This window comes from Haliea sp. E1-2-M8, from assembly GCF_030649675.1.
Classification (GTDB): Bacteria; Pseudomonadota; Gammaproteobacteria; order Pseudomonadales; family Halieaceae; genus Haliea.
In genome coordinates, this window is sequence record NZ_JAUTDR010000009.1 from 44,115 (window position 1) to 66,090 (window position 21,976).

The window sequence follows — 21,976 nt, forward strand, 5'->3', positions numbered from 1 at the left end:
CTGCAATGTGAATGGCGCGCCCGGCGCGCTCAGGCGCGCTCAGGCGCGCAGTTCGAGATCGTACTCCATGATCTGCGGTGCGTGATCGGAAAACCGCTGGGCCTTGTAGATATCGGCCCCTCTGACGGTAGGCACAAGGCCCGGCGTAATCACTTGGTAATCCAGCCGCCAGCCCACGTTCTTGTCCCAGGCCTGGCCGCGGTTTGACCACCAGGTGTACTGGTCCGGTTCCTGGTTCACCAGACGGAAAGAGTCAATGTAACCCAGCTTGTCGTAGACCTGGTCCAGCCAGGCGCGCTCCTCCGGCAGAAAGCCGGAGTTTTTCTGGTTGGCTTTCCAGTTCTTCAAGTCTATGGGCCGGTGGCAGATGTTCCAGTCCGCACAGATGATGAACTCGCGGCGCTTGCGGCGCAGGCCGCGCAGGTGCTCATAGAACTGGTCCATGAAGTCATACTTCTTTGCCAGCGCAGCCTCGCTGCTGGAACCGGAGGGCAGATACAGGGAGATCACGCTGATGCCGTCGTAGTCCGCCTGCAGGTAGCGGCCTTCGGTGTCAGCCGACTCCCAGCCCAGCCTGGACACGACCGCTCGCGGTTTGACCCGGGAATACAGCGCGGTTCCGCTGTAGCCTTTCTTGCGGGCATCATTGTAGTAACAGTGATAGCCTGCGGGGGTAAACACCGGGTCCGCAAGCTGCTCTTCCTGGGCCTTGGTTTCCTGAATGCATACCACATCCGCGCCCTGCCGCTCCAGCCAGTCGAAGAAACCCTTGCGGGCGGCGGCGCGGATGCCGTTGGTGTTACAGGTAATGATGGTCGCCACGATTCGCCCTGGTCAGCACAAAGCGAGGCAGTGTAACGGAATGGACCAGCCTGCTTCAATTCGCCGCCCTCAGGCGCCGCCACTGCCCCACGCTGCCCGGCTTGTGTATCATCCAACACTATCCATTATGCCCTCTCCACCTACCCCCAACACCGACGACGACCGGGAGACCCCAGATCGCCATGAATGATGTCGCCGCAATCAGCACCCGCCTGCAAACCGCCTGTGAGCAACTGACCGCACCCGGTGCGCCCTTCGAACTGGAGACCCGGGTGGTCAACGGCGTCGAACTGCGCTGCTACCGCAACGCGCCCGCCGATCTGGCCAGCGCACTTGCCGCCGGCCGCACCCATGCCGACCGAACCGCCATCACCTATGAGGATGAGCGCTACAGCTTCGATGAATTTTTTGCCGCGGCAGACCGCTTTGCCCACTACCTCGTCCACGAAGCCGGCATCAGGCCCGGTGACCGCATCGCCATCGCCATGCGCAACTACCCGGAGTGGATGTTTGCCTTCGTCGGTGCGGTCTCGGTGGGTGCGGTGGTGGTGCCCCTGAACAGCTGGGGCCGGGCGGAGGAACTGAGCTACGCCCTCGGCGACGCCGGCGCCAAACTGGTGGTGTGTGACCCGGAACGGCTGGCCCTGGTAAGGCCGCGGCTACAGGACCTGGACTGCAACGCCATCGTGGTGCGCAGCGCCGGCACCGACACCAGTGGCGCGGAAACCTGGGAAACCACCCAGCGCGGGCCGGCAGAATGCCCCCAGGTGGACATCAATCCGGACGATCTGGTGATGATCATGTACACCTCGGGCACCACTGGTAAACCCAAGGGCGCCGCCTCCACCCACTTCGCCATCGCCCAGGCCCTGTACAACTTCGAACTGATGGCCTACATGTCGGCCATGGCCAACCCGGAGATCGTCGGCACGATGATGTCCTCGGGCTTTGATCCCTCGACCCTGCTGTCGGTGCCCCTGTTCCACGTCTCCGGCTGCTACGCCGTATTTCTGCTCAACCTGCGCGGCGGGCGCAAGACCAGCATCCTGTACAAGTGGGACCCGGTGGCTGCGCTCAAGGTTATTGAACGCGAGCGCATCACCGTATTCACCGGCGTACCGGCGATGACCATTGCCATGCTGGAGTCACCCGAATTCGAACGCACCGACACCAGCAGCCTGTATTCTTTGGGGGCGGGCGGCACCGCCTGTCCGCCCCACCTGAAGGACCTGATCTACGGCAAGATACCCCACGCCTATCCCGGCACCGGCTACGGCATGACCGAAACCAACGCCACCGGCAGCAGCTGCACCGGCGAGGCCTACCGGGTGTGCCCCACCGCCGCCGGCACCCTGTCGCCCATCGTCGACCTGCGCGCGATTGACGCCGACGGCAATGCCCTGCCTCCCGGCCAGGCCGGGGAACTGATGATCCGCAGCCCCACCAATGCCCGGGAATACTGGAACCTGCCCGCGGCAACGGCGGAGACCTTTGTCGACGGCTGGGTGCGTACCGGTGATATCGGCTATGTGGACGAGTACGGTTTCGTTTACGTCGTCGACCGGATCAAGGACATGGTGATCCGCAGCGGGGAAAACATTTACCCGATTGAAGTCGAAGGCGTACTCACCGCCCACCCGCAGGTGCGCGAGGCTTCTGTGTATGGGCTGCCGCATCCGGAACTGGGCGAAGAGCTCGCCGCCACGGTGTACGGCGAGCCCGGTTTGCGCCCGGAGGACCTCACTGCCTACCTGAAGGAGCACCTGGCCGGATTCAAGGTTCCCACCCAGTGGTTGCTGCCGGAGGAGCCGCTGGCACGCAATGCCACCGGCAAATTGCTGAAGCAGGAAATCCGCTCAAAGCACCTGGCGCAGTGGCCCCACTCCTGAGGCTGCTGCCCTCGAGCAGCGCTAGTCGCCGGAGCCCGCGCCGGTGACCATGGCGCGCGCCCTTCGCGAAAACGCAGCGGCGTCTTCGGTGTTCTTCGCGTCCATCAGCTCGGCGATATCCACCGGCACCTTGACCCCGGCGCGGGCGCGAGGCCGCCCGGAGATCGCCCCCATCCAGCGCGACAGATTATCCAGGCCCTCGATGGAGATGCCCGACCAGCGGTGGGTTCTGACCCAGGCCCAGTTCGCCATATCGGCAATGCTGTAGTCCCCGGCCAGGAACTCGCTCTCCCCCAGCCGCGTGTCCAGCACTTCGAACAGGCGCCGACCCTCGGCCTGGTAGCGGTCGATCGCGGGCTGGATTTTTTCCGGGAAGTAGCGGTAGAAAACGTTGGCCTGGCCCATCATCGGGCCGATCCCACCCATCTGGAACATCAGCCATTGCAGCACCCGGGAGCGACCGCGGATATCGGTGGGCAGGAACCTGCCGCTCTTCTCCGCCAGGTAGATCATGATCGCCCCGGACTCGAACACCGCAAAGTTGTCCTCGTCGCGGTCGGTGATCGCGGGGATGCGGCCATTGGGACAGATGCGCAAAAACTCGGGCGCCCTCTGCTGACCGGCGCTCAAGTCAATGGTGTGCACCTCGTAGGGTAGCTCCATTTCCTCCAGCGCGATCGAGGCCTTGTAGCCGTTGGGGGTCGGCGCGGTGTACAGGTCGATCATGGCAATCCTTTCAAAGATTCATGAAATCCGGCGCGTTGAATACCCAGCTCTTCTCTTCCACACGACGCACGATGCGCCAGCCGGCGGCAGTGCGGCGGTATTCGTCGACATACCACAGCCCGATCAGGAACACCTGGCGGCCACCCTCGGGCAGGTTCATTTCCATCGGATTGAAACACATTACCCGGCCCGTGGCGCTGTCGCCGTTGACCGTGAATTGCAGGTTGGCGTTCAGGTGCTGGGAGTTGGGAAAAATCTCATCGGCCACCGCCTGCTTCAGGTAGGCAATGGTCTCTTCCAGATTGCCCACCCCGCCGCCGAAGGCGGAGTAGTCGATGTGCGCGTCCTCGGTAAAAACCTCGCGCAGGGTGTCGAAGGACTTGGTGTCGATCAGGTGGGAATAGAAATACACCAGATCCTGCAGTTCCAATCGGTCGGAGAGTTCCTGTTGTGACAGCATGGGGTTTACCTCGTTATGGTTTTATCGATTTGTTCTGGCAATCAGAAATCCAGCGGCAGGGTCATGTGCTGCCGGTACATGCGATCCCGGTGTGCCAGCAGGCGCGGCGTCAGCCAGCGGGCGGTTTCCTCGGCACCGGATTGGTAGAAGCCGCGCAGGTACTCGGGCATTGGGTTGAACTCCGGCGGCAGGGGTTTGACCATGCCGGCGAAGTTGGCCCAGTAGAAGTCCACGGCGCTCACCGCTTCCCCCAAAAACCACTCGCGGCCGGCGTCTTCCTGTGCCGCCAGGCGCTGGTCCAGCAGCCCGGCGATAGCCGCCAGCTTGCCGCCAGCCGCCTCTGCTGCAGGCGCGCTCCAGGCATACTTGGCGGCCATCCGGGCAATGCTCGCCGGCGGTTCCGGCTGGCTCATGCCGGGGGTAAACAGCTGCAGACGCCGCTGCCAGCCAAACCCGTCCACGCCGGCTATCAGTGCCGACAGGCCCAATACCTCGGCCCGCAGCGCGGGATCCTCGGGCAACAGGGCCGGCTCCGGGGCCAGCCTTTCCGCCAGGTGCAGCAGGTCCAGCCAGTGGCACACCGGAGGCAGGTCGTCAAAGACGGCCACCGGCGCCGAGGTCTGCCCGGTCCAGGCCTGCAGGGCCGCATTTTCACCGCCGCCCTCCTGGCGCACGGGCAGGTACTTGAGCCCCTTGAAATCGAACAGCGACTTGGCCGTTTCGCCCCAGGGTCCCGGCACACCCGCGGAAAGCACCAGGCGCAAGCCCGGGGCATTGATCGCGTCTTCAACCTCTACGTAGTCCATCGCGATGCTTCCTTTCAGCTATCCAGCTTGAACACGCGGAGGGCATTCTCGCGCAGGAATTTGGGCCACACCTCATCCCGGAAGGGCACATCCGGCATCTCGCTGAAAATGCGGTCCAGGGACAGGCCCATGGGGAAATAACCCGCGTACATGACCTGGTCAGACCCGCGGGTATTGGCGAAGTGCACAATGTCCTTCGGGTAGTGCTTGGGGGCGAAAGCGCTGGTCATGTAGTGCAGGTTCGGGTACTTGAGCATGAGCTTCCAGGCCACATCGGTCCAGGGCTCGCAGCCGTGGCGGGTAACGATATTGAGCTCCGGGAAAAACCACAGCACCTCGTCCAGCAGCTCCACCTTCTGCGGCCCGAACGGCAGGCGCGGCCCGGGGATGCCCATGCACGGGCAGAACGGAATATCCAGTTCCACCAGCTTGGAATAGATCGGATACCACTTCTTGTCGTTCACCGGTACCGGCGGGCAGATCATCGCCGGGGACGCGGTTACCGCCTTGATATCGAACTCTTCCTTCAGCGCAACAATGGTGCGCACTTCATCCATGCCGTTGTTGGGGTTGGCTTCGTAGCAGGCAAAAAAGCGGTCCGGAAAGCGGCGCAGGGCTTCCTTGTGCTGTTCCGCGTAGGGGCCAATACCGATCATCGCCCGCTCGATATTGTGCTTGTCCATCTGGGCGATGGTGTAGGCGACGTAGTCGTCCTGGCCATCGATCTTGGGAATGTCCTTGAACATGTACTGGGCGGGCATCTTGAACATCTCATGGCTTTGCTTGTCCATGAGCATCGGCTTGATCCACTCGTAGAAGTGGCTGTTGTCGTCGCCGGGCACGGCCAGCATCAGGTCTATAACGCCAATATCTTTCGGCATGGGCATTGCGGGACTCTCCTCGGATTACAGAGCGCTCATTGTGCTTGCAGTGGCGGGCGACACCAAGGCCGTCGACCGGACCGGGCCGAGAATTCAGCCCGGGGCACAATAGCATGAACCGGCGCCAGCCGCCGCCCGGGCCCGCTCCTACACCACGTCGAAGGCAATCGGCATGTGCTTGATACCGTTGATGAAGTTCGAGCGCAGCCACTGGATATCGCCATCGAAGCGCGGGTTGCGGATGCGGCGCACTATCTCGTCAAAGATCGCCGTCAGTTCCAGCCGCGCCAGGTGCGAACCCAGGCAGAAGTGCTGGCCAATACCGAAAGCGCGATGGCCGTTGCGCACGTCCTCGCGCTGGTTGCGCAGGATGTCGAAGCTGTCGCCGTCCACGAATACCGCCTCGTCAGCGCTGGCGGCACCGTAGAACAGCTGCACCAGATCCCCTTTGCGAATCCGTACCCCGTTGAGCTCGGTATCCTCCATGGCCGTGCGCCGGAATGCGATTACCGCCGGATTGAAACGCAGGAACTCCTCGATCGCGTCCGGCACCAGCGTCGGGTCGTCCACCAGCTGCTGGAACTGCTGCGGATGCTCCAGCAGCATGCGCATGCCCTGGCTGGTGACGGTACGGGTGGTCTCGTTGCCCGCCACGATCAGCAGCAGGAAAAAATTGCAGAACTCATCATCCGTCAGCGGCTCATCCTCCACCGTACCTTCCAGCAGGGTGCCGACAATACCCGAGGAGGGATCTTCCCGGTGCAGCGCCGCCAGTTCCAAACCCAGCATGAACATTTCCATCATGGCGTTCATGCCATCTTCCTGCGAGGTGGTCAGATCCGGGTCATCCATCCCCAGCATGATATTGGTCAGCTCGAACAGGCGCTGGCGCCGCTCCAGCGGCACCCCCATCAGTTCGCAGATGGCGATCAGCGGCAGCTCTGCCGCAATATCGGTGACGAAATCACAGCGCCCGCCTACCACCGCGCGGTCGAGGATGTCCCGGGCAATCTCCCGGAAGCGCGGCTCATAGCTGTCCACCTTCTTCGGGGTGAAGGCAGAGCGCACCAGGCGGCGGAATTTGAGGTGCTTCGGCGGATCCATGTTGATCATCAGCATCCGCATCATTTCGATCTCTTCCGCCGTCGGATTCTGCAGCATGCAGGTGCGCTCGGCGGAAGAAAACAATAGCGGATTCTTGGATACGTAATCCAGCTCCTCCTGCCGCGTCACCGCCCAGTAGCCGGGGGTGGCGGCGTCGGCCGCGTGCCAGTAGACCGGCTCTTCCCGGCGCAGGTAACTGAAGACCTCCCGCGGCAGGCCGCCGCGGAAAGTATCGGGATTGTTGAGGTCGATATGGGGACACGTGGCCATGTTGCTCTCCTGAACCGTCGCTGGTTCGTGGCGGGAACTAATGGGTATTAGTCTGAGCCGCCTCGCGGGCGCCGTCAAGTCAGGACTTGCCGGAGAACACGTGTGTTGGCTGACAGATCGACAGCAGCCGCGCGGCTGACGTATCCTCGCCCCATGGCTAGCAAGATTTTCGACAAGCTCCCCGCCCCGGCAAGGCACTGGCTCGGCATCCTCGGTGCTGCGAGCCAGAACTGGCTGGCGAGCCAGGCCTTCATTTACGCGGCAGCGCTGGCGTTCTTCACCGTATTCTCTATCGCGCCGATCATGGTGGTGGTTGTCACCCTGGTCGGGCTGGTTCTTGGCGAGAGTGCGGCCCAGGGTGAAATCTTCGAACAGCTCGAGGGGACTCTCGGCCCGGAAGCGGCAGGCGTGGTGCAGACGGCGGTGATCAATTCCCAGATCGACCAGAGTGGCATCTGGCCGGCGCTGATCGGGGTCGCCGCCACCGTGGTCGGTGCCACCACGGTCTTCGCCCAGATGCAGCAATCCCTCAATCAGATCTGGGACGTCGCGCCACGCCCCTCCAGGAGTGGCATGTGGGTCTTCCTCAAGGCCCGGGTGCTGTCGCTGACCATCATCCTGGCGATCGGGTTCGTGCTGCTGGTCTCGCTGCTGTTGTCCGTGGCGCTGCGCGGGGTCATGGCGTTTGCCGAGGGATGGCTGCCGATTCCTGGCTGGGCGCTGGTGAGCATGGAACTGTTCCTGTCGCTGTTCGTGGTCACGCTCCTGTTCGCGGCGATGTTCAAGATCCTGCCCGACGTGCTGCTGTCCTGGCGGGATGTCCTGCTCGGTGCGTTCCTCACTGCAGTGCTGTTCACGGTCGGCCGCTCCCTGATCGCCATGTACCTGGCCAATACCGCGACGGCATCGGCCTACGGCGCCGCCGGCTCTCTGGCGCTGCTGCTGCTCTGGGTAAACTATTCCTCGCTGATCCTCCTGTTCGGGGCGGCGTTCACGCGTGCCCACCTCGAAGGCAGGGGCATGCCCGTCCGGCCCAAGAGCACGGCAGTGTGCGTGCACCGGGAATTGGTCGAGGACCTGCCGGAGGGCTGAGGTTTCTGCTGAAGATTCACCGTCCCGCGTCCCTTGCGTTGCCAATACCACCATATGATAAGGTGGCATTCGGCCCTCAACGATGTACGAGTAAAAGTTGAACGGACCTGTCATCTAACCATAAGAATATGAGAGGACATGATCATGTGGACCAATCAGAAAAATTCAAACCGAACTCCACCCCGTCTCCGTGCCGCACTTTTGCCGCAGATTTTTCGGCGATCCCTCGCTGCATCTCTACTGATATCTGTTAGCGGGACTCTGTCCGCCGAGCAATCGATAATGGAAGAAATTACAGTGACCGCGCAGAAGCGCGAGCAGTCTCTGCAGGATGCGTCTGTGTCGGTATCGGCGTTCTCTGGCGATGCAATTGAAAAAATGGGGTTTGAAGAGGGGCTGGATATCGTCGCACAAGTGCCGAACATGAATTTTTTTGCGATCTTCGGCGAGGCATCAAGCCCCTCTATCAGCCTGCGAGGTATCAGTCTGGTGAATTTTTCCGACTCCTGGGAAGCGCCAGTCGCAATGTACGTGGATGATGTTTACCGCGGTAATCCCGCCGGTTCGGCCATCCAGTTGTTCGACCTGAAGCGCGTTGAGGTACTCCGCGGTCCTCAGGGTACCCTCTACGGGCGCAATGCAACCGGCGGATTGGTTCACTATATCTCCAACGATCCGACAGACCAATTGGAGGCCTCTGCGAGCTTTCAGGTAGGCAGCTATTCAGAGCGCGTCTTCGAGGGCATGGTGAGCGGGCCACTCAGTGATGGCATGCGCGGCCGTGTAGCAGTCAAAGTCAACCAGGCCGATGGCTGGCAGAACAATAATGCCGATCCAGTCAACGATTACGGGTTTCCGGTCGACATTGATCAGGATCTTAACGAAACGGACAGTATAGGTTATCGCGCAAAACTGGCAGTAGATATCGGGGCTGACGGTGAACTGCTTCTCGACGTACATGGCAGCCAGGCCGATCAGGCCAGTGTGGGCTTTGCGCACATGGGCTACCAGGAAACACCGGGAGGCGAAACCTGCGCGATGTCTCGCATTCACAGAGGGGAATGCACCAGCAATACCTTTCAAACGACCGGTATTGAGCAGGCGGGTGGCGATTTCAATCCAGAAGACGTTTCCTCCAGTGTCAGCGGTGGCCTGGATACGGAAATTGATACCTTTGGCGTTTCGGCAAGGTTGGAGTGGGCCTTTGCAAATGGCATGGATCTGACTTCCGTTACCGCGTATGAAAAGCTGGAAAAATATCTGCAGGATGATGGCGATGGTGTTGGTAGCGGCCCTGCTTTTGATGTGTTCTTCGACGAGGAATATACCTCCGATGCCAAGCAATTATCCCAGGAGTTTCGGCTGAGCAAGACCGATGAAGTTTCAACCTGGGTGGTCGGCTTGTACCTTTACGATGACGAGCGGGATATGCGGACGCAAAATCCAACTGCTGTTGAATTTGCCGACGCCGCCTCGTTCGATTTTGCCCATCGTGAAGATGTTTCACTCGAGTCCCAGTCCACCGCACTATTTGGTCAGTGGGAATGGTATTTCTCCAATGGATTCACTCTGATTCTGGGAGCTCGCTATACAGATGAGGAGCGAGACTACGATTACGTGAGGAATGTTTCCTACTACAATACGCCAACCACCACCACGCCAACCCTGGTCCAGGACTCGATATCTGACGATAATTTTTCCGGCCGGATTGGTCTGGACTGGCGGCCAGGGGAGGAGATGCTGGTATACACCAGTCTATCCACGGGTTTCCGCAGCGGAGGCTATTCGGCCAGTTACAACAGCGTGCCGGAAGCGTTTGAACCAGTGGATTCAGAAGAAATGACCAACTTTGAAGTTGGCCTGAAAACCACGCTACTGGATGGCAGAGCCCGGTTAAACAGCGCTGCGTTCGTCTATGAACTGGAAGGTTTTCAGGCTCAGCTGTTTGACACCCTGGCGAGTGGAGCGCGCATCCTCAATGCCGGTGATGTTACCGGTTACGGCCTGGAAGTGGAGCTCACCGCCCAGGTGGCCGATGATTTCGAGTTGATTTTCGGGGCAGGCTACCTGTCAACTGAAATGGACTCGGATCAATCAAGCCCCGTGGCAGGTGATTTCTATGATTACGATGGCATAGAATTGCCTTCTGCGCCGGAGTGGAGCTTCAATACGGTCATGCGCTACTACATTCCCCTGGGCGAGTCGGGCGAAATTACTCTGCAGGCGGATTATTCCTGGCAAGATGACCACTTCCTTCAGGTGGAAAACGACCCCTACTCTCGCCAGGACGGTTACGGCATTGCCAATGCAAGAGTCAGCTGGGCATCATCGGATGGACGCTACATCCTGGAGGCCTTTGTCAATAATCTGAGCGATGAAGAGTACTTCACCTATCAGAATACTTTGGGCGATGACTGGGGCTATGGAGTCTGGGGTAAGCCTCGCATGGTAGGGGCGCGGCTTACCTGGCACTTATGATAGCTGCAGGGGCAAGCGCCGCTGACGCACACCGGTGGCGGCAAAGAGGGCATTGGCCAGTGCCGGTGCCGCCGGCGGAGTGCCCGGCTCACCGACACCGGTAGGCGGCGCGTCGCTGTCGAGCAGCACGACCGTCATCGGCGGCACCTCGTTCTGGCGCAGGATGGGGTAGTCGTGATAATTGCCCTGCTCTACCGCGCCGTCCTTGAGCGTGATCTCGCCGTACAGCGCGGCACTGAGGGCGAACACGATGCCGCCAATCATCTGGTCACGGACAATATCCGGGTTGATCACCTGGCCGCAGTCCACCGCACAGTACACATGCTCCAGTTTGGGCTTGCCATCCGCGAGCGAGACTTCCACCACTTCCGCTACCACCGAATGGAACGACGCGTGCACTGCCAGCCCCTGGAAACGACCCGGGGCGGCCCGGCCCCAGTTGGCCGCCTCCGCCACCGCATCCAGTACCCTGCGTTCCGGCGCGTCCGGCGCCAGGTAGCGGCGGCGGAAAGCCAGCGGGCAGATTCCCGCGGTGTGGGCCAGTTCATCGACAAAACTTTCCACCACAAACGCCGTGTGGCTGTGGCCCACGGAACGCCAGTAGCCCAGCGGCACCGGTAGCGGCAGATTTTGATACTGCACGCTGACACCGGCAAAAGCGTAGGGCAGCTCCTTGGCGCCTTCCACCGAAGCGAAGTCCTTGCGCGCCGCCGCCTTGCCCGCCAGCCGGCGCGCCCCGGCGGGTACCCACTGGGGCAGCATGGTACCGGCGAATACGGGGATCACCTGCTGGTTGATGCTCGGGCCAACGATGCGGTGGCGCCAGTGACTGACCTCGCCTTCCGCACCCACCCGCGCCTGTATTTGCCCGGCCATCGCCGGGCGGTACCAATCGTGGCGGACATCGTCTTCCCGGCTCCACACCAGTTTCACCGGGCGCTCCAGCTCGCGCGCAATCGCCACCACTTCAGCGACATTGTCCGCAGCGGCACGGCGGCCAAACCCGCCGCCCAGGAACTGGTTGTGAATGACCACCGCCTCCCGCGGGACCCCCAGCACCCTGGATGCCGCATCCTGCGCCACATCCGGCGCCTGGGTCCCGACCCAGACTTCGCAGCCTCCCGGCGTCAGCCGGCAGGTGGCGTTCAGCGGCTCCATCGGCGCGTGCGCCAGAAAGGGTACCTCGTAGCGCGCGTGCACCAGCTCGCCGCCCTCGGCGTCGGGACCAGAGTCATCGCGCACACTGAGAAAATCGTCCCCGTCCAGCGCCGCCGCCATGGCACTGGCAATCGCCGCGCTATCCCGCAGACCCTCCGCGGGTGGGGTAAAGCGGACGTCGACCTTGGCCGCGGCCTGACGCGCGGGCCAGTAGCCCTCGGCCACGACCGCGACCCCATGCTCTGTGGCAAACACCGCAGCCACACCGGGCATATCAAGCGCTGCGGCGGCGTCAAAGGTTTCCACGGCACCATCGAACCAGGGGCAGCGCAGCAAGACCGCGGTCAGGCAGCCCTCGGGGGCGACATCAATACCGAATTGTGCCGTGCCGTCGCTCTTGGCCAGCGCGTCCACACGCTGCTCATAGCGGCCTATAAGGCGAAACTCCGCTGCAGGTTTCAGGGCAACAGCCGCGGCGGCGGGCAGTGTGCGCGCCGTCGGCACCAGCTCGGCATAGGACAGCAGCACCCGACCATCATTGCTGCGGACCTTGCCGTCGCTCACCTGCAGCGCGTCCTGCGGCAATCCGCTCTGGCTCATGGCGGCGGCGATGAGCGTTTCCCGCGCGCTCGCCCCCACCTGGCGCAGGATGTCGTAGTACACCCGGATCGAGGCGCTACCGCCGGTAATCTGCAGGCGCATTTCCGGGTCGGCAAAGGCGCTGTGCACCGGCGCCATTTCGTAGCGCACCGTGGCCGGGTCCACTTCCAGTTCCTCGGCCACCAGGGTCACCATACCGGTGACGATCCCCTGGCCCATTTCCGCCTTGGGGATCTGCAGCGTGACCACGCCATCGGTGTCAATGCGCAGGAATGCGTTGGGCCTGAAGTCGGCCTCACTGCCGACCTGCAGCGGCTTGTCCGAGCAGCCAGTGAGCTGAAAGCCAAGCGTCAGGGCACCCCCGGCAATGGACACATTACGAATGAACTGACGCCGGGTTTGCTTCACGAGTCAGCCTCCGCAGATGGTTCCCAGTGCGCCACTGCGGCGACGCTGAGAATTGCCCGCTGCACCTTGTGATAGGTACCGCAGCGGCACAGGTTGCCCGCCATGGCCTGGCGAACGGCCTCTTCGTCCGGGGCGGGGTTGGCAGCCAGCAGCGCCGCAGCGGACATGATCTGCCCCGACTGGCAGTAGCCACACTGGGGGACGTTGTGCGCCACCCAGGCCTGTTGCAGCGGGTGCTTGCCGCCCAGCCCCTCAATGGTCGTTACCGCCTTGCCCGCTACCGCTTCCAGCGGCAGCGAACAACTGCGCACCGCTGTTCCGTCCAGATGCACAGTGCAGGCACCGCAGAGGCCCATGCCACAGCCGAACTTGGTACCGGTCAGCTGCAGGTTGTCGCGCAGCGCCCACAGCAGTGGCGTCTGCGGGTCGGTGTCCAGGCTGACATCGCTGCCGTTGAGAGTGAAGGTTATCATCGGGCTAGAGCTTCAACTCCTTGATCAGTTGCAGGACATCGTCGTGATGGCTCTTGGTAGCAACCTTGTCCATCACGTGCTTGAGGCGGCCATCCTTGCCGATGATGAAGCTGGTGCGAAGGATGCCCATGAACTCCCTGCCCATGAATTTTTTCAGACCCCAGGCGCCGTACTTTTCCGCGACGGCGTGGTCTTCATCCGACAGCAGGGTGAAGTTGAGATCCTGCTTCTCGATGAACTTGCCCAGCCGCGCGACCGGATCCGGACTCACCCCCAGCACCACGGTATCTGCCTTGGCCAGCGCTTTCTGACTGTCGCGGATACCACAGGCCTGCACGGTACAACCTGGAGTCATGGCCTTGGGGTAGAAATAAAGCACCACATTTTTCTTGTCGCGGAACTGCTTCAGGGTGACGGTCTTGCCGTCCTGGTCGGGCAGGGAAAACGCCGGTGCCAGATTACCAATCTTGGGAAATGCCATTGCCTGCTCTCCTTGTGCTTGCGACTGTGCCGACGTTCCGGGTCACTACCCGGGGGGCCGTCTGCGTTCGATTGCCGAAACCCTCACCGGAAACCGGCCGGTGACAACATCGGTGAAATACTCTTTCAGGGTTGCGTGGATCACCGGGAACGCGATCTCGTCCCAGGGGATCTCATCCTCGAGAAACAGGCCACTCTCGGTGCTCTCCGGGCCCACGCCATAGGCGCCGTCAATCAGCTCGCAGCGGTAGAACATGTAGACCTGGCTGATATGAGGCACATCGAAGATGCGATACAACTCGAGGTCACTCACCCGAGCCCTGGCTTCTTCCCAGGTTTCCCGTGCTGCACCCTGCACCGTGGTCTCGCCGTTTTCCATAAAGCCGGCGGGCAGGGTCCAGTAGTCGCGACGCGGTTCAATGGCGCGCTTGCACAGCAGGACCTTGCCCTGGTGGACCGGCAGGCAACCCACAATCACCCGCGGGTTGATGTAGTGGATTGCCTCACAGGAAATACAGACAAAGCGCTCGCGGTCATCCCCCTCCGGAATCCGCAGGCTTACCTCGGCGCCACAGCTGGTACAGAACTTCATCACATCCACTATCCGTTATCAGGCCAGTGCGCGATAGGCGCCACTGAAAAACACCAGTGGCTCCCCTTCCGGGCGTACGTGCATCGCGTCCACACGCCCGACGATGATGAGATGATCGCCACCGGGATGGGTGGCGTCCAGGCTGCACTCGAAACTTACCAGCGCGTCGTGAATAATCGGGGCCCCGCCATTCTCGCCCGGAGTAAAGTGCTCCGGGTCCAGCAGATGGTCACCCTTGCGCGCGTAGCGGGAGGACAGCTCCTGCTGGTTGCCCGCGAGGACATTGATCGCATAGTTTCTGGCGCCGGAATAGGCCCCAAACACCTCCGAATTGTTCTGCAGGTTCCACAGCACCAGCGGCGGGTCCAACGACACGGAGCTGAACGAATTGGCGGTGAGCGCCAGGGCTTCTCCCTCCTCGGTTACCGCGGTAATCAGACACACGCCGGTGGCGAAGCGCCCCAGGGCATTGCGCAGTTCACGTACATCCAACTCCATGTCTTACTCCCGTATAGATACTGTTATCGACAAAAATCGGTTCACCCGGCACCGTCTGTGGAGGGCTGCCAACGCGCTGCGCGCTCCTCGTCACTGCCGCGAGACTCTACCCAGGCCGCACCTGCGGGGCCGTGCTCCTTCTTCCAGAACGGCGCCCGGGTTTTGAGAAAATCCATGATAAAGTCACAGGCCGCAAAGGCCTCACCCCGGTGCGCAGCGCTGACCCCGACCCAGACAATGGGCTCCCCCGGCCCCAACCGACCCACCCGGTGTACCACCGCGGCTGCCAGCAGGGGCCAGCGCGCCGCTGCATCCTCCAGAATCGCCAGCAGGCTGCGCTCGGTCATGCCCGGGTAGTGTTCCAGTTCCAGGCAGGTCACGGCCGCTGCGCCCGCGCCACCGCGGACGTGACCGGTAAACGTCACCACGGCCCCGCTGTCAGCGCTCGCCAGCGCCTGCTGTAGCGCTCCGGGATCAAACGCCTGTTCCTGAACTTGTACGGTCAGCGCCGCAGTGGCCATTGCTCAGCCGCCGGTCACTGGTGGGAAAAATGCCACCTCGTCGCCCGCCTGCAGCCGGGCTGCGGAATCGGCAACGCGCTGGTTCACCGCGACCACCAGGTTGGGTTGGCCGAGGGCCGCCTGCCACTGCGGGCCGCGCTGACACAAACCGGACAGCAGCCCGTGCACCGTGGCGCGGTCTTCCGACCAGGGCAGCTCGAGGCTGTCGCAGCCGACCTGCTCGCGCACTCGCGCAAAAAACAGGACCCGCAGCATCAGGCCGCGCCATCCTCGCGCTGCCAGTCACCCGATTTGCCGCCGCGCTTCTCAGCCAGGCAGATATCGCGGATGACCATGCCCCGGTCGACGGCCTTGCACATATCATAAATGGTCAGGGCGGCCACCGAGGCAGCGGTCAGGGCCTCCATTTCCACCCCGGTCCGGCCCTCAAGCCGACAGCGCGCGGCGATGTGCACCACGCTGTTTTCCGCGTCCAGCGAGAAATCCACATCGATGCTGCTCAACATCAGGGGGTGGCACAGGGGAATCAGGTCCGCGCACTTCTTGGCGGCCTGAATGCCGGCGATACGGGCCACTGTCAGTACGTCGCCCTTGGCATGTGCGCCGGCTTGCAGCAGACGCATGGTCTCCGGCTGCATGCACACGCGCGCTGTCGCAACCGCTTCGCGCCGAGTTTCGGGCTTGCCCCCCACGTCCACCATGCGGGCCGTGCCCGACGCGTCCAGATGCGTCAGTTCCGCCATTGCCTGCTATTCCCATGTCGCCCATTACAGCGGCGAGAGTGTATCCAATCAGCTGCCAGATTAACACCGGCACTGAGCGCTTGTGCCAGCCAGCATGGCCGTTTTGGCGCCTTGCCGGCTCCCCATAATCGGTTAGAGTAGGCCCCAGTTAAACAATCCATACCCGCACAAGGATACGAGGCATGAGCAAACTCTCTCTGGGATTGCAGCTGGGCTACTGGGGCGCACAGCCGCCGCCAAATCTGGTGGCGCTGGCCCAGGAAGCGGAGCGGCTGGATTTTGACTCGGTGTGGGTGGCGGAGTCCTGGGGCAACGACTGCTTCACGCCGCTGGCCTGGATCGGCAGCCAGACCTCACGGATCCGCCTGGGCACGGCCGTGGCCCAGCTCTCCGCCCGCACCCCGACCGCCTGCGCCATGGCCGCACTGGCCCTGGATCACCTGTCTGGCGGGCGCATGATCCTGGGCCTGGGAGTCTCCGGCCCGCAGGTGGTCGAAGGCTGGTACGGGGCACCCTACAGCAAACCGGTAACCCGAACCCGCGACTACGTCGACATCATCCGCCAGGTGCTGGCGCGGCAGGCTCCGGTTACCAGTGATAGCGAGTTCTATCCCCTGCCCTACCAGGGCCCGGGTGCCTGGGGCATGGGCAAGCCCCTGAAGTCCATCGTCCACCCGCTGCGGGCCGACCTGCCGATATTCATCGGCGCCGAGGGGCCAAAGAATGTCGAGCAGACAGCGGAAATCGCCGATGGCTGGCTACCCCTGTACTACTCCCCCTACCGGCAGGAGGTCTATGCCGATCAGCTGCGCAATGCCAAACCCGGCTTCGAGATCCCCGCCCTGGTGTTGTGCAACATCAATGACAACCTCGATGAAGCACTCTACCCGGTCAAGGCCATGCTGGGGTTCTACATTGGCGGCATGGGCTCGAAGGCGCGCAACTTCCACAAGGAACTGATGGCGCGGATGGGCTTTGCCGATGAAGCCGAGCAGATCCAGGAGCTGTTCTTTGCCGGCAAACGCGACGAGGCCATCGCCCTGGTCCCGGACCAGTTTGCCGACGAGATCTCTCTCTGTGGCCCCCGGGACAGGATCCGGGAAAAAATCCGCGACTGGGAGAATTCGCCCGTCACCAGCCTGCTGATCAACGGCGACAGCACATTGCTGCGAAACATGGCGGAGCTCGTCCTTTGACCTGACCTGCACAGCGGTTATATTGGCGGGACATAAAAAACACAAGGAAGCCACACCGTGAGCCAGACGGCACAGGATTATTCGGCCGGTTACAAACGTTTTGTCCTGGTCATGCTGACCATTGTCTACGCCTTCAATTTCGTCGATCGCCAGATTCTGGTCATCCTGCAGGAGCCGATCAAGGCCGACATGGGCCTGTCTGACGCCCAGCTCGGGCTGCTCAGCGGCTTCAGTTTTGCCCTGATCTACGTGACCGCCGGCATTCCGATCGCCTACTGGGCCGATCGCGGCAACCGCCGCAACATCGTGTCCCTGGCTCTGGCGGTGTGGAGCGGCATGACCGCCCTTTCCGGCTTCGTGCAAAACTACGGCCAGCTGCTGGCGGCGCGCATCGGTGTCGGCCTCGGCGAGGCGGGCGGCAGCCCACCGGCCCACTCCATGATCAGCGACTACTTCCCCCCGGAACAGCGCGGGCGTGCCCTGTCGTTCTACTCCATGGGCATCTACATCGGCATCCTGTTTGGCTTTGCCTTCGGCGGCATGATTGCTGAAGCCTTTGGCTGGCGCACGGCCTTCCTGGTAGTGGGCATTCCCGGGGTGATTTTCGCCGTGGTGCTGCGGCTCACGGTGCAGGAGCCTATCCGGGGGCGCTGGGACACGGCGGCCGAGACCGCGCATCGGCCAAGCTTCGCCGAAACCATGGCGGTGCTGAAACAGCTGCCTTCGTTCTGGTACATCGCCGTGGGCTGTGCGCTCATGGCCTTTGTCGGTTATGGCGTCGGCAACTTCTTTCCCTCCTTCCTGATCCGCAACCATGGCCTCAGCATCGCCCAGGTTGGGGTGGTGCTTGCTCTGGTGTCCGGCATCGGCGGTGCGGTGGGCACCTATCTGGGCGGTTACCTGGGTGATCGCTTTGGCGCTCGCGACCCGCGCTGGTACCTTTGGGTCCCAATGTATGGCGCTCTCATCGCCTTTGGCCCGTACCTCTATGTGTTGCTCACAGACAACACCACGCACCTGCTGATCATTCTGGTTTTCACCAACATCCTCACCGCGCTGTACCTGGGCCCCTGCATCGCCATGTCCCACGCCCTGGTGCCGCCGTCAATGCGCGCCCTGACCTCCGCCATCCTGTTCTTCGTGTTGAACATGATCGGGCTTGGCCTCGGCCCCTTTCTCACCGGCCTGACCAGCGACCTGCTGGCCCCTCGCTTTGGCGACCAGAGCCTGCGCTATGCCATGGTCCTGGCCTCCATGACCGCGCTGGTTGCGATTGCGCTATTCTACCTGGGAGCCCGCAAGTTGCCGGCTGACCTGGCCAAGCGCAAGAGTGACCGGGATGCCCTGGCGGTGGTCTGAAGCTGCGCACCGGCGGCAGCGAACCGTGATTCTGTCGCCAAGCCGCGCGCGGATCCTGGCGTGACCGCGGCAGCTATTTCACAGGCAGCCCTGGACGCCGCGCGCCAGCGCAATCTGGGACACAGGCTGGTGGCGCTCGCCGATGACTTTTCCGGCAGAGTACTGGCGGCCTATCACCTGCAAGGCTACACCGAGATCCGCCCCGTACACGGGGCTGTCCTGCGCAATCTCGAACTCGGTGGCACCCGGCTCACCGTACTGGCCGCTCGCGCCGGCATCACCCACAGGGCCATGGCCAAACTGGTAGCACCTGTGATGGCCATGGGGCTGATCCAGCAGCGACCGGACCCGGAGGATGCACGCGCACGGCTGATCAGCTACACGCCGCGAGGTATCCAGCTGCTGCAACAGTCAAGCGCGATCATTGAAAGTATCTACCGGGTGTATTCCAGGGCCATCGGCGCCGAGGCCCTGCAAGCCCTCGAGCTGAGACTGTATGAATTCCTGACCGCGCTTGATATTGAGATCACGCTCAGTGGCCAGCAGGCCCTGCATTCGGTGCGGCCGGAAAAGCCCCGCAGCAACAGGAAAACCTATGTATCCCACAACATCGGCCGCTATCTGCAGCTGCTTGGGGATGATTATCACCGACGCTGCGCCCGCATCGTGGAGGCTGCGGGGCACACCGGTGTGCGCATCGACCATCTCGCCGTGGTCAGCCACCTGAGCCTGAGCGGCATGACCCTGTCGCAACTCTCCGAATCAGCGGGCATTACACTACAGGCTACGGGCAAGCAAGTTGCGTCACTGCAGCGTCTGGGGTATATCACTGTGGCGGTAGACTCCCGGGACAAGCGGGTGCGTCGGGTCGCTTTCAGCGCTCAAGGTCACGCTTTCATTGCCGCCTTGCTGGCTGCTTTCGCCAGCATCGAGGCAGACTACAGCAGCGTTGTCGGTCGGCGGAAGCTCCAGTACCTGCAGACAAGCCTGGCGCACGCCGCCAGCGCTCTCGGCCTCAGCGTGCCACTGTCCAGTCCGGCGAGGCTTTAACACGGAGATCATGAAATGAATATTGCCCCAATCGAGCGCAGGCACGGGAGCCACCCGGTTTTACGCCTGGTGCTCGCCTGCATGCTCCTGTGCGCTGCAGCCAACAACCTGGCAGCGGCGGCCGCAGATCCGGCACCGCAGGTCGAGGTCAGGCGAGCCCCGCCCGACGCACCCAACGTCGTGGTAATCCTGCTGGACGATGTGGGATTCGGTGCCGCAAGCACCTTTGGTGGCCCCGCCCAAACCCCTACGCTGGAACGACTCGCCCGCTCCGGCCTGCGCTACAACCGTTTTCACACGACGGCGCTGTGCTCGCCGACGCGAGCCTCCCTGCTCACCGGCCGCGACTCCCATGTCGCCAATGTCGGTGCAGTGATCAACTCTTCCAATGCCTACCCGGGCTATCAGGGAGTACTGCAACCCGAGACCGCGACCATCGCCGAAATACTGCGCAGCAGCGGCTACAGCACGGCGTTGTTTGGCAAATGGCATCTGGTACCCGACTGGGAAGCTTCGCCAATCGGGCCTTTCGACCGCTGGCCCGTGGGCCAGGGCTTCGAGAAGTTCTATGGCTTCCTGGGCGGCGAGACCGATCAGTTTGAACCCACGCTGTACGAGGGGACCACCGCGGTGCGCCGCCCGCCGGGAGAAAACTATCACCTGACCGAAGATCTGGCGGAACAGGCCGTACGCTGGATGAAGTTGCAAAACTCCCTGGCCCCCGAGCGGCCGTTTTTTCTCTACTTTGCGCCCGGCGCCACGCACGCACCGCTGCAGGTTCCGCAGTCGTGGATCAGCCGCTACCGCGGACAGTTCACCCAGGGTTGGGACACGCTGCGGGAGGACACATTCCAGCGCCAGAAGGCGCTCGGGGTCATTCCCGCCGATGCGCGCCTGACGCCGCGTCACGAGGGTATTCAGGCCTGGGATAGTCTTGGCTCAAAGGAGCAGATCGTGGCCGCCCGGATGATGGAAGCCTTCGCCGGTTTCCTGAGTCACACCGACGCCCAGGTCGGCCGGATAGTGGATACCCTGCAAGCGCTCGACCTGTTCGACAACACCCTGTTCATCTATGTGGTCGGCGACAACGGCGGCGAGGGCGCTGCCGGCAACAAGGGCAGTACCAATTATCTGGGCGCCCTGCAGGGCATGCAGGAACCGCTCTCGCGGCAGCTTGAGCAACTCGACGACATTGGCGGACCCAACAGCTTTGCCCTGTACCCGGCGGGGTGGGCCTGGGCGACCAACGCCCCCTTCCCCTGGGTCAAGCAGGTTGCCTCCCACCTCGGCGGAACCCGTACGCCAATGGTTGTAAGCTGGCCACAGCGTATCCGCGACCAGGGCGGGCTGCGCAGCCAGTTCTCCCATGTCAACGACATCACGCCCACCATTCTCGACGCTGTTGGCCTGTCGCAGCCTGAGATGGTTGACGGCGCCCGGCAGTTGCCCATGGATGGCGCCAGCCTCTTGCCCAGCTTTGCCGACCCCGAAGCGCCAGAGCACAAGCTTACCCAGTATTTCGAAGTCCACGGCCATCGCTCGATCTATCACGAAGGATGGCTGGCCTCGGCGCGCCACAGCATGCTGCCCTGGGATGTCGGCTTGCCGGTGTCTCCCACGCCTTTCGAGGACGACACCTGGGAGCTCTACCATCTGGAACAGGACTTCAGTCAAAGCAGGGATCTGGCGCAGGAAATGCCTGACAAGTTGCGCACACTGCAGGCGTTGTTTCACAGTGAAGCAGAGCGCGTCGGAATCCTGCCCCTGCGCAACGCGCTGGCGGTTCGCAGCAGCGCGCCACTGCCCAGCCTGCGCAGCAATCGCGAGCGCTTCACCTTTTACGAAGGCGCGGTCGCGATTCCCGAAAGCGGCGCGCCGGGCATGGTCAATCGTTCCTGGCAACTGCAGGCTGAAGTGGTGGTTGCCGCGAAAGGCAACAGACCGCCGCAGGGCGTCATTGCAGCGTTGGGCGCGACCGGCAGCGGCTGGTCCCTGTATCTGGATGGGGACAGCCGACCCGTGTTCGAGTACCGGGTGTTCGAGGTCGCCAGGATCAGGATCGCAGGGCAAGAGCCATTGCAGCCGGGTGAACAGCGCCTAACACTCGTATTCGACTATGACGGCGGCGGTTACGGCCGGGGCGGACAGTTCACTCTGATGCTGGGTGACGACACCCTGGGGCAGCAGCGGACACCCGCCACGCCGCCGGGATTCTTTTCCATTGATGAGACCTTCGATATTGGCGTAGACACCGGCTCGCCGGCGGGAAACTACCCTCCGGGCGCCACTGTCGGTTACCCGCTCGCCGGTGCCCGAATAGGTCGCGTTGAGATCGAACTGCGGTAACAGGCTGAACATCTGAACCGCCCT

21 protein-coding genes are annotated in these 21,976 nt (G+C 62.6%); 7 read left to right on the forward strand and 14 right to left on the reverse strand.

Annotated features, from left to right (window positions below; translation table 11 throughout):
- Positions 1–39 precede the first annotated feature (39 nt).
- The gene (locus tag Q6D67_RS09235; protein WP_304705315.1) at positions 40–822 is read right to left on the reverse strand and encodes an exodeoxyribonuclease III; all 783 of its coding nucleotides are present in this window, start codon (positions 820–822) and stop codon (positions 40–42) included.
- A gap of 182 nt (positions 823–1,004) precedes the next feature.
- Here Q6D67_RS09235 and Q6D67_RS09240 point away from each other — a divergent pair, with 182 nt between their 5' ends.
- Positions 1,005–2,711: a class I adenylate-forming enzyme family protein gene (locus tag Q6D67_RS09240; protein WP_304705316.1), complete on the forward strand. Its 1,707-nt coding sequence runs from the start codon at positions 1,005–1,007 to the stop codon at positions 2,709–2,711.
- 21 nt (positions 2,712–2,732) lie between these two features.
- Here Q6D67_RS09240 and Q6D67_RS09245 read toward each other — a convergent pair whose 3' ends face one another.
- The 5 genes from Q6D67_RS09245 to Q6D67_RS09265 all read right to left on the reverse strand — a co-directional run bounded on the left by Q6D67_RS09245 (position 2,733) and on the right by Q6D67_RS09265 (position 6,958).
- Entirely contained in the window at positions 2,733–3,437 is a 705-nt protein-coding gene (locus Q6D67_RS09245; RefSeq protein ID WP_304705317.1) for a glutathione S-transferase family protein, read from the reverse strand.
- 10 nt (positions 3,438–3,447) lie between these two features.
- Positions 3,448–3,897, reverse strand: coding sequence for a nuclear transport factor 2 family protein (locus Q6D67_RS09250; protein ID WP_304705318.1), 450 nt, complete (start codon positions 3,895–3,897; stop codon positions 3,448–3,450).
- 41 nt (positions 3,898–3,938) lie between these two features.
- Positions 3,939–4,703 carry a glutathione S-transferase family protein gene (locus Q6D67_RS09255; protein WP_304705319.1) on the reverse strand — a complete coding sequence of 255 codons (765 nt, stop codon included), beginning with the start codon at positions 4,701–4,703 and terminating at the stop codon, positions 3,939–3,941.
- 14 nt (positions 4,704–4,717) lie between these two features.
- A complete protein-coding gene (locus Q6D67_RS09260) occupies positions 4,718–5,590 on the reverse strand; it encodes an amidohydrolase family protein (RefSeq protein WP_304705320.1) in 873 nt (290 codons plus the stop codon).
- A gap of 141 nt (positions 5,591–5,731) precedes the next feature.
- Entirely contained in the window at positions 5,732–6,958 is a 1,227-nt protein-coding gene (locus Q6D67_RS09265; RefSeq protein WP_304705321.1) for a cytochrome P450, read from the reverse strand.
- Between the two features lie 153 nt (positions 6,959–7,111).
- On the opposite strand from Q6D67_RS09265, the gene Q6D67_RS09270 reads away from it, so the two are divergent.
- Positions 7,112–8,050 carry a YihY/virulence factor BrkB family protein gene (locus tag Q6D67_RS09270; protein WP_304705322.1) on the forward strand — a complete coding sequence of 313 codons (939 nt, stop codon included), beginning with the start codon at positions 7,112–7,114 and terminating at the stop codon, positions 8,048–8,050.
- Between the two features lie 282 nt (positions 8,051–8,332).
- Entirely contained in the window at positions 8,333–10,528 is a 2,196-nt protein-coding gene (locus Q6D67_RS09275; RefSeq protein ID WP_304705323.1) for a TonB-dependent receptor, read from the forward strand.
- Here Q6D67_RS09275 and Q6D67_RS09280 read toward each other — a convergent pair.
- The 8 genes from Q6D67_RS09280 to moaC are packed head-to-tail and all read right to left on the reverse strand — an operon-like array spanning position 10,523 to position 16,001.
- A complete protein-coding gene (locus Q6D67_RS09280) occupies positions 10,523–12,694 on the reverse strand; it encodes a molybdopterin cofactor-binding domain-containing protein (protein WP_304705324.1) in 2,172 nt (723 codons plus the stop codon). The genes Q6D67_RS09275 and Q6D67_RS09280 overlap by 6 nt on opposite strands.
- Positions 12,691–13,167, reverse strand: a complete 477-nt coding sequence (locus tag Q6D67_RS09285) for a (2Fe-2S)-binding protein (protein WP_304705325.1) — start codon at positions 13,165–13,167, stop codon at positions 12,691–12,693. The genes Q6D67_RS09280 and Q6D67_RS09285 overlap by 4 nt, the downstream gene beginning before the upstream one ends.
- A 4-nt stretch (positions 13,168–13,171) precedes the next feature.
- Positions 13,172–13,648: a thioredoxin-dependent thiol peroxidase gene (gene bcp / locus Q6D67_RS09290; protein WP_304705326.1), complete on the reverse strand. Its 477-nt coding sequence runs from the start codon at positions 13,646–13,648 to the stop codon at positions 13,172–13,174.
- Positions 13,649–13,693: 45 nt separating this feature from the next.
- Positions 13,694–14,239 (reverse strand): NUDIX hydrolase, encoded by a 546-nt coding sequence (locus tag Q6D67_RS09295; RefSeq protein WP_304705432.1) that lies wholly within the window; start codon positions 14,237–14,239, stop codon positions 13,694–13,696.
- Positions 14,240–14,257: 18 nt separating this feature from the next.
- On the reverse strand, positions 14,258–14,737 hold the full coding sequence (locus tag Q6D67_RS09300; RefSeq protein ID WP_304705327.1) for a flavin reductase family protein: 480 nt from the start codon (positions 14,735–14,737) through the stop codon (positions 14,258–14,260).
- 41 nt (positions 14,738–14,778) lie between these two features.
- The gene (gene moaE, locus Q6D67_RS09305; RefSeq protein WP_304705328.1) at positions 14,779–15,258 is read right to left on the reverse strand and encodes a molybdopterin synthase catalytic subunit MoaE; all 480 of its coding nucleotides are present in this window, start codon (positions 15,256–15,258) and stop codon (positions 14,779–14,781) included.
- Between the two features lie 3 nt (positions 15,259–15,261).
- A complete protein-coding gene (gene moaD / locus Q6D67_RS09310; protein WP_304705329.1) occupies positions 15,262–15,513 on the reverse strand; it encodes a molybdopterin converting factor subunit 1 in 252 nt (83 codons plus the stop codon).
- Positions 15,513–16,001: a cyclic pyranopterin monophosphate synthase MoaC gene (gene moaC, locus Q6D67_RS09315; protein WP_304705330.1), complete on the reverse strand. Its 489-nt coding sequence runs from the start codon at positions 15,999–16,001 to the stop codon at positions 15,513–15,515. Before moaC ends, moaD begins: the two co-directional genes overlap by 1 nt.
- Positions 16,002–16,183: 182 nt before the next feature.
- Between moaC and Q6D67_RS09320 the strand changes: the two genes are divergently transcribed.
- Genes Q6D67_RS09320 through Q6D67_RS09335 form a run of 4 tightly spaced genes read left to right on the forward strand, consistent with a single transcriptional unit; the run spans position 16,184 to position 21,952 of the window.
- The gene (locus Q6D67_RS09320) at positions 16,184–17,197 is read left to right on the forward strand and encodes an LLM class F420-dependent oxidoreductase (RefSeq protein ID WP_304705331.1); all 1,014 of its coding nucleotides are present in this window, start codon (positions 16,184–16,186) and stop codon (positions 17,195–17,197) included.
- 57 nt (positions 17,198–17,254) lie between these two features.
- Positions 17,255–18,556 (forward strand): MFS transporter, encoded by a 1,302-nt coding sequence (locus tag Q6D67_RS09325; RefSeq protein WP_304705332.1) that lies wholly within the window; start codon positions 17,255–17,257, stop codon positions 18,554–18,556.
- Positions 18,557–18,616: 60 nt separating this feature from the next.
- On the forward strand, positions 18,617–19,606 hold the full coding sequence (locus Q6D67_RS09330) for a MarR family transcriptional regulator (RefSeq protein WP_304705333.1): 990 nt from the start codon (positions 18,617–18,619) through the stop codon (positions 19,604–19,606).
- Positions 19,607–19,621: 15 nt separating this feature from the next.
- Positions 19,622–21,952 (forward strand): arylsulfatase, encoded by a 2,331-nt coding sequence (locus tag Q6D67_RS09335; protein ID WP_304705334.1) that lies wholly within the window; start codon positions 19,622–19,624, stop codon positions 21,950–21,952.
- Positions 21,953–21,976: the final 24 nt, after the last annotated feature.

Coding starts and splice junctions, on each gene's coding strand:
- Q6D67_RS09240 (WP_304705316.1), top strand. CDS start 1,005: ATGAATGATGTCGCCGCAATCAGCACCCGCCTGCAAACCGCCTGTGAG.
- Q6D67_RS09245 (WP_304705317.1), bottom strand. CDS start 3,437: ATGATCGACCTGTACACCGCGCCGACCCCCAACGGCTACAAGGCCTCG.
- Q6D67_RS09250 (WP_304705318.1), bottom strand. CDS start 3,897: ATGCTGTCACAACAGGAACTCTCCGACCGATTGGAACTGCAGGATCTG.
- Q6D67_RS09255 (WP_304705319.1), bottom strand. CDS start 4,703: ATGGACTACGTAGAGGTTGAAGACGCGATCAATGCCCCGGGCTTGCGC.
- Q6D67_RS09260 (WP_304705320.1), bottom strand. CDS start 5,590: ATGCCCATGCCGAAAGATATTGGCGTTATAGACCTGATGCTGGCCGTG.
- Q6D67_RS09265 (WP_304705321.1), bottom strand. CDS start 6,958: ATGGCCACGTGTCCCCATATCGACCTCAACAATCCCGATACTTTCCGC.
- Q6D67_RS09270 (WP_304705322.1), top strand. CDS start 7,112: ATGGCTAGCAAGATTTTCGACAAGCTCCCCGCCCCGGCAAGGCACTGG.
- Q6D67_RS09275 (WP_304705323.1), top strand. CDS start 8,333: ATGGAAGAAATTACAGTGACCGCGCAGAAGCGCGAGCAGTCTCTGCAG.
- Q6D67_RS09285 (WP_304705325.1), bottom strand. CDS start 13,167: ATGATAACCTTCACTCTCAACGGCAGCGATGTCAGCCTGGACACCGAC.
- bcp (WP_304705326.1), bottom strand. CDS start 13,648: ATGGCATTTCCCAAGATTGGTAATCTGGCACCGGCGTTTTCCCTGCCC.
- Q6D67_RS09295 (WP_304705432.1), bottom strand. CDS start 14,239: ATGAAGTTCTGTACCAGCTGTGGCGCCGAGGTAAGCCTGCGGATTCCG.
- Q6D67_RS09300 (WP_304705327.1), bottom strand. CDS start 14,737: ATGGAGTTGGATGTACGTGAACTGCGCAATGCCCTGGGGCGCTTCGCC.
- moaE (WP_304705328.1), bottom strand. CDS start 15,258: ATGGCCACTGCGGCGCTGACCGTACAAGTTCAGGAACAGGCGTTTGAT.
- moaD (WP_304705329.1), bottom strand. CDS start 15,513: ATGCTGCGGGTCCTGTTTTTTGCGCGAGTGCGCGAGCAGGTCGGCTGC.
- moaC (WP_304705330.1), bottom strand. CDS start 16,001: ATGGCGGAACTGACGCATCTGGACGCGTCGGGCACGGCCCGCATGGTG.
- Q6D67_RS09320 (WP_304705331.1), top strand. CDS start 16,184: ATGAGCAAACTCTCTCTGGGATTGCAGCTGGGCTACTGGGGCGCACAG.
- Q6D67_RS09335 (WP_304705334.1), top strand. CDS start 19,622: ATGAATATTGCCCCAATCGAGCGCAGGCACGGGAGCCACCCGGTTTTA.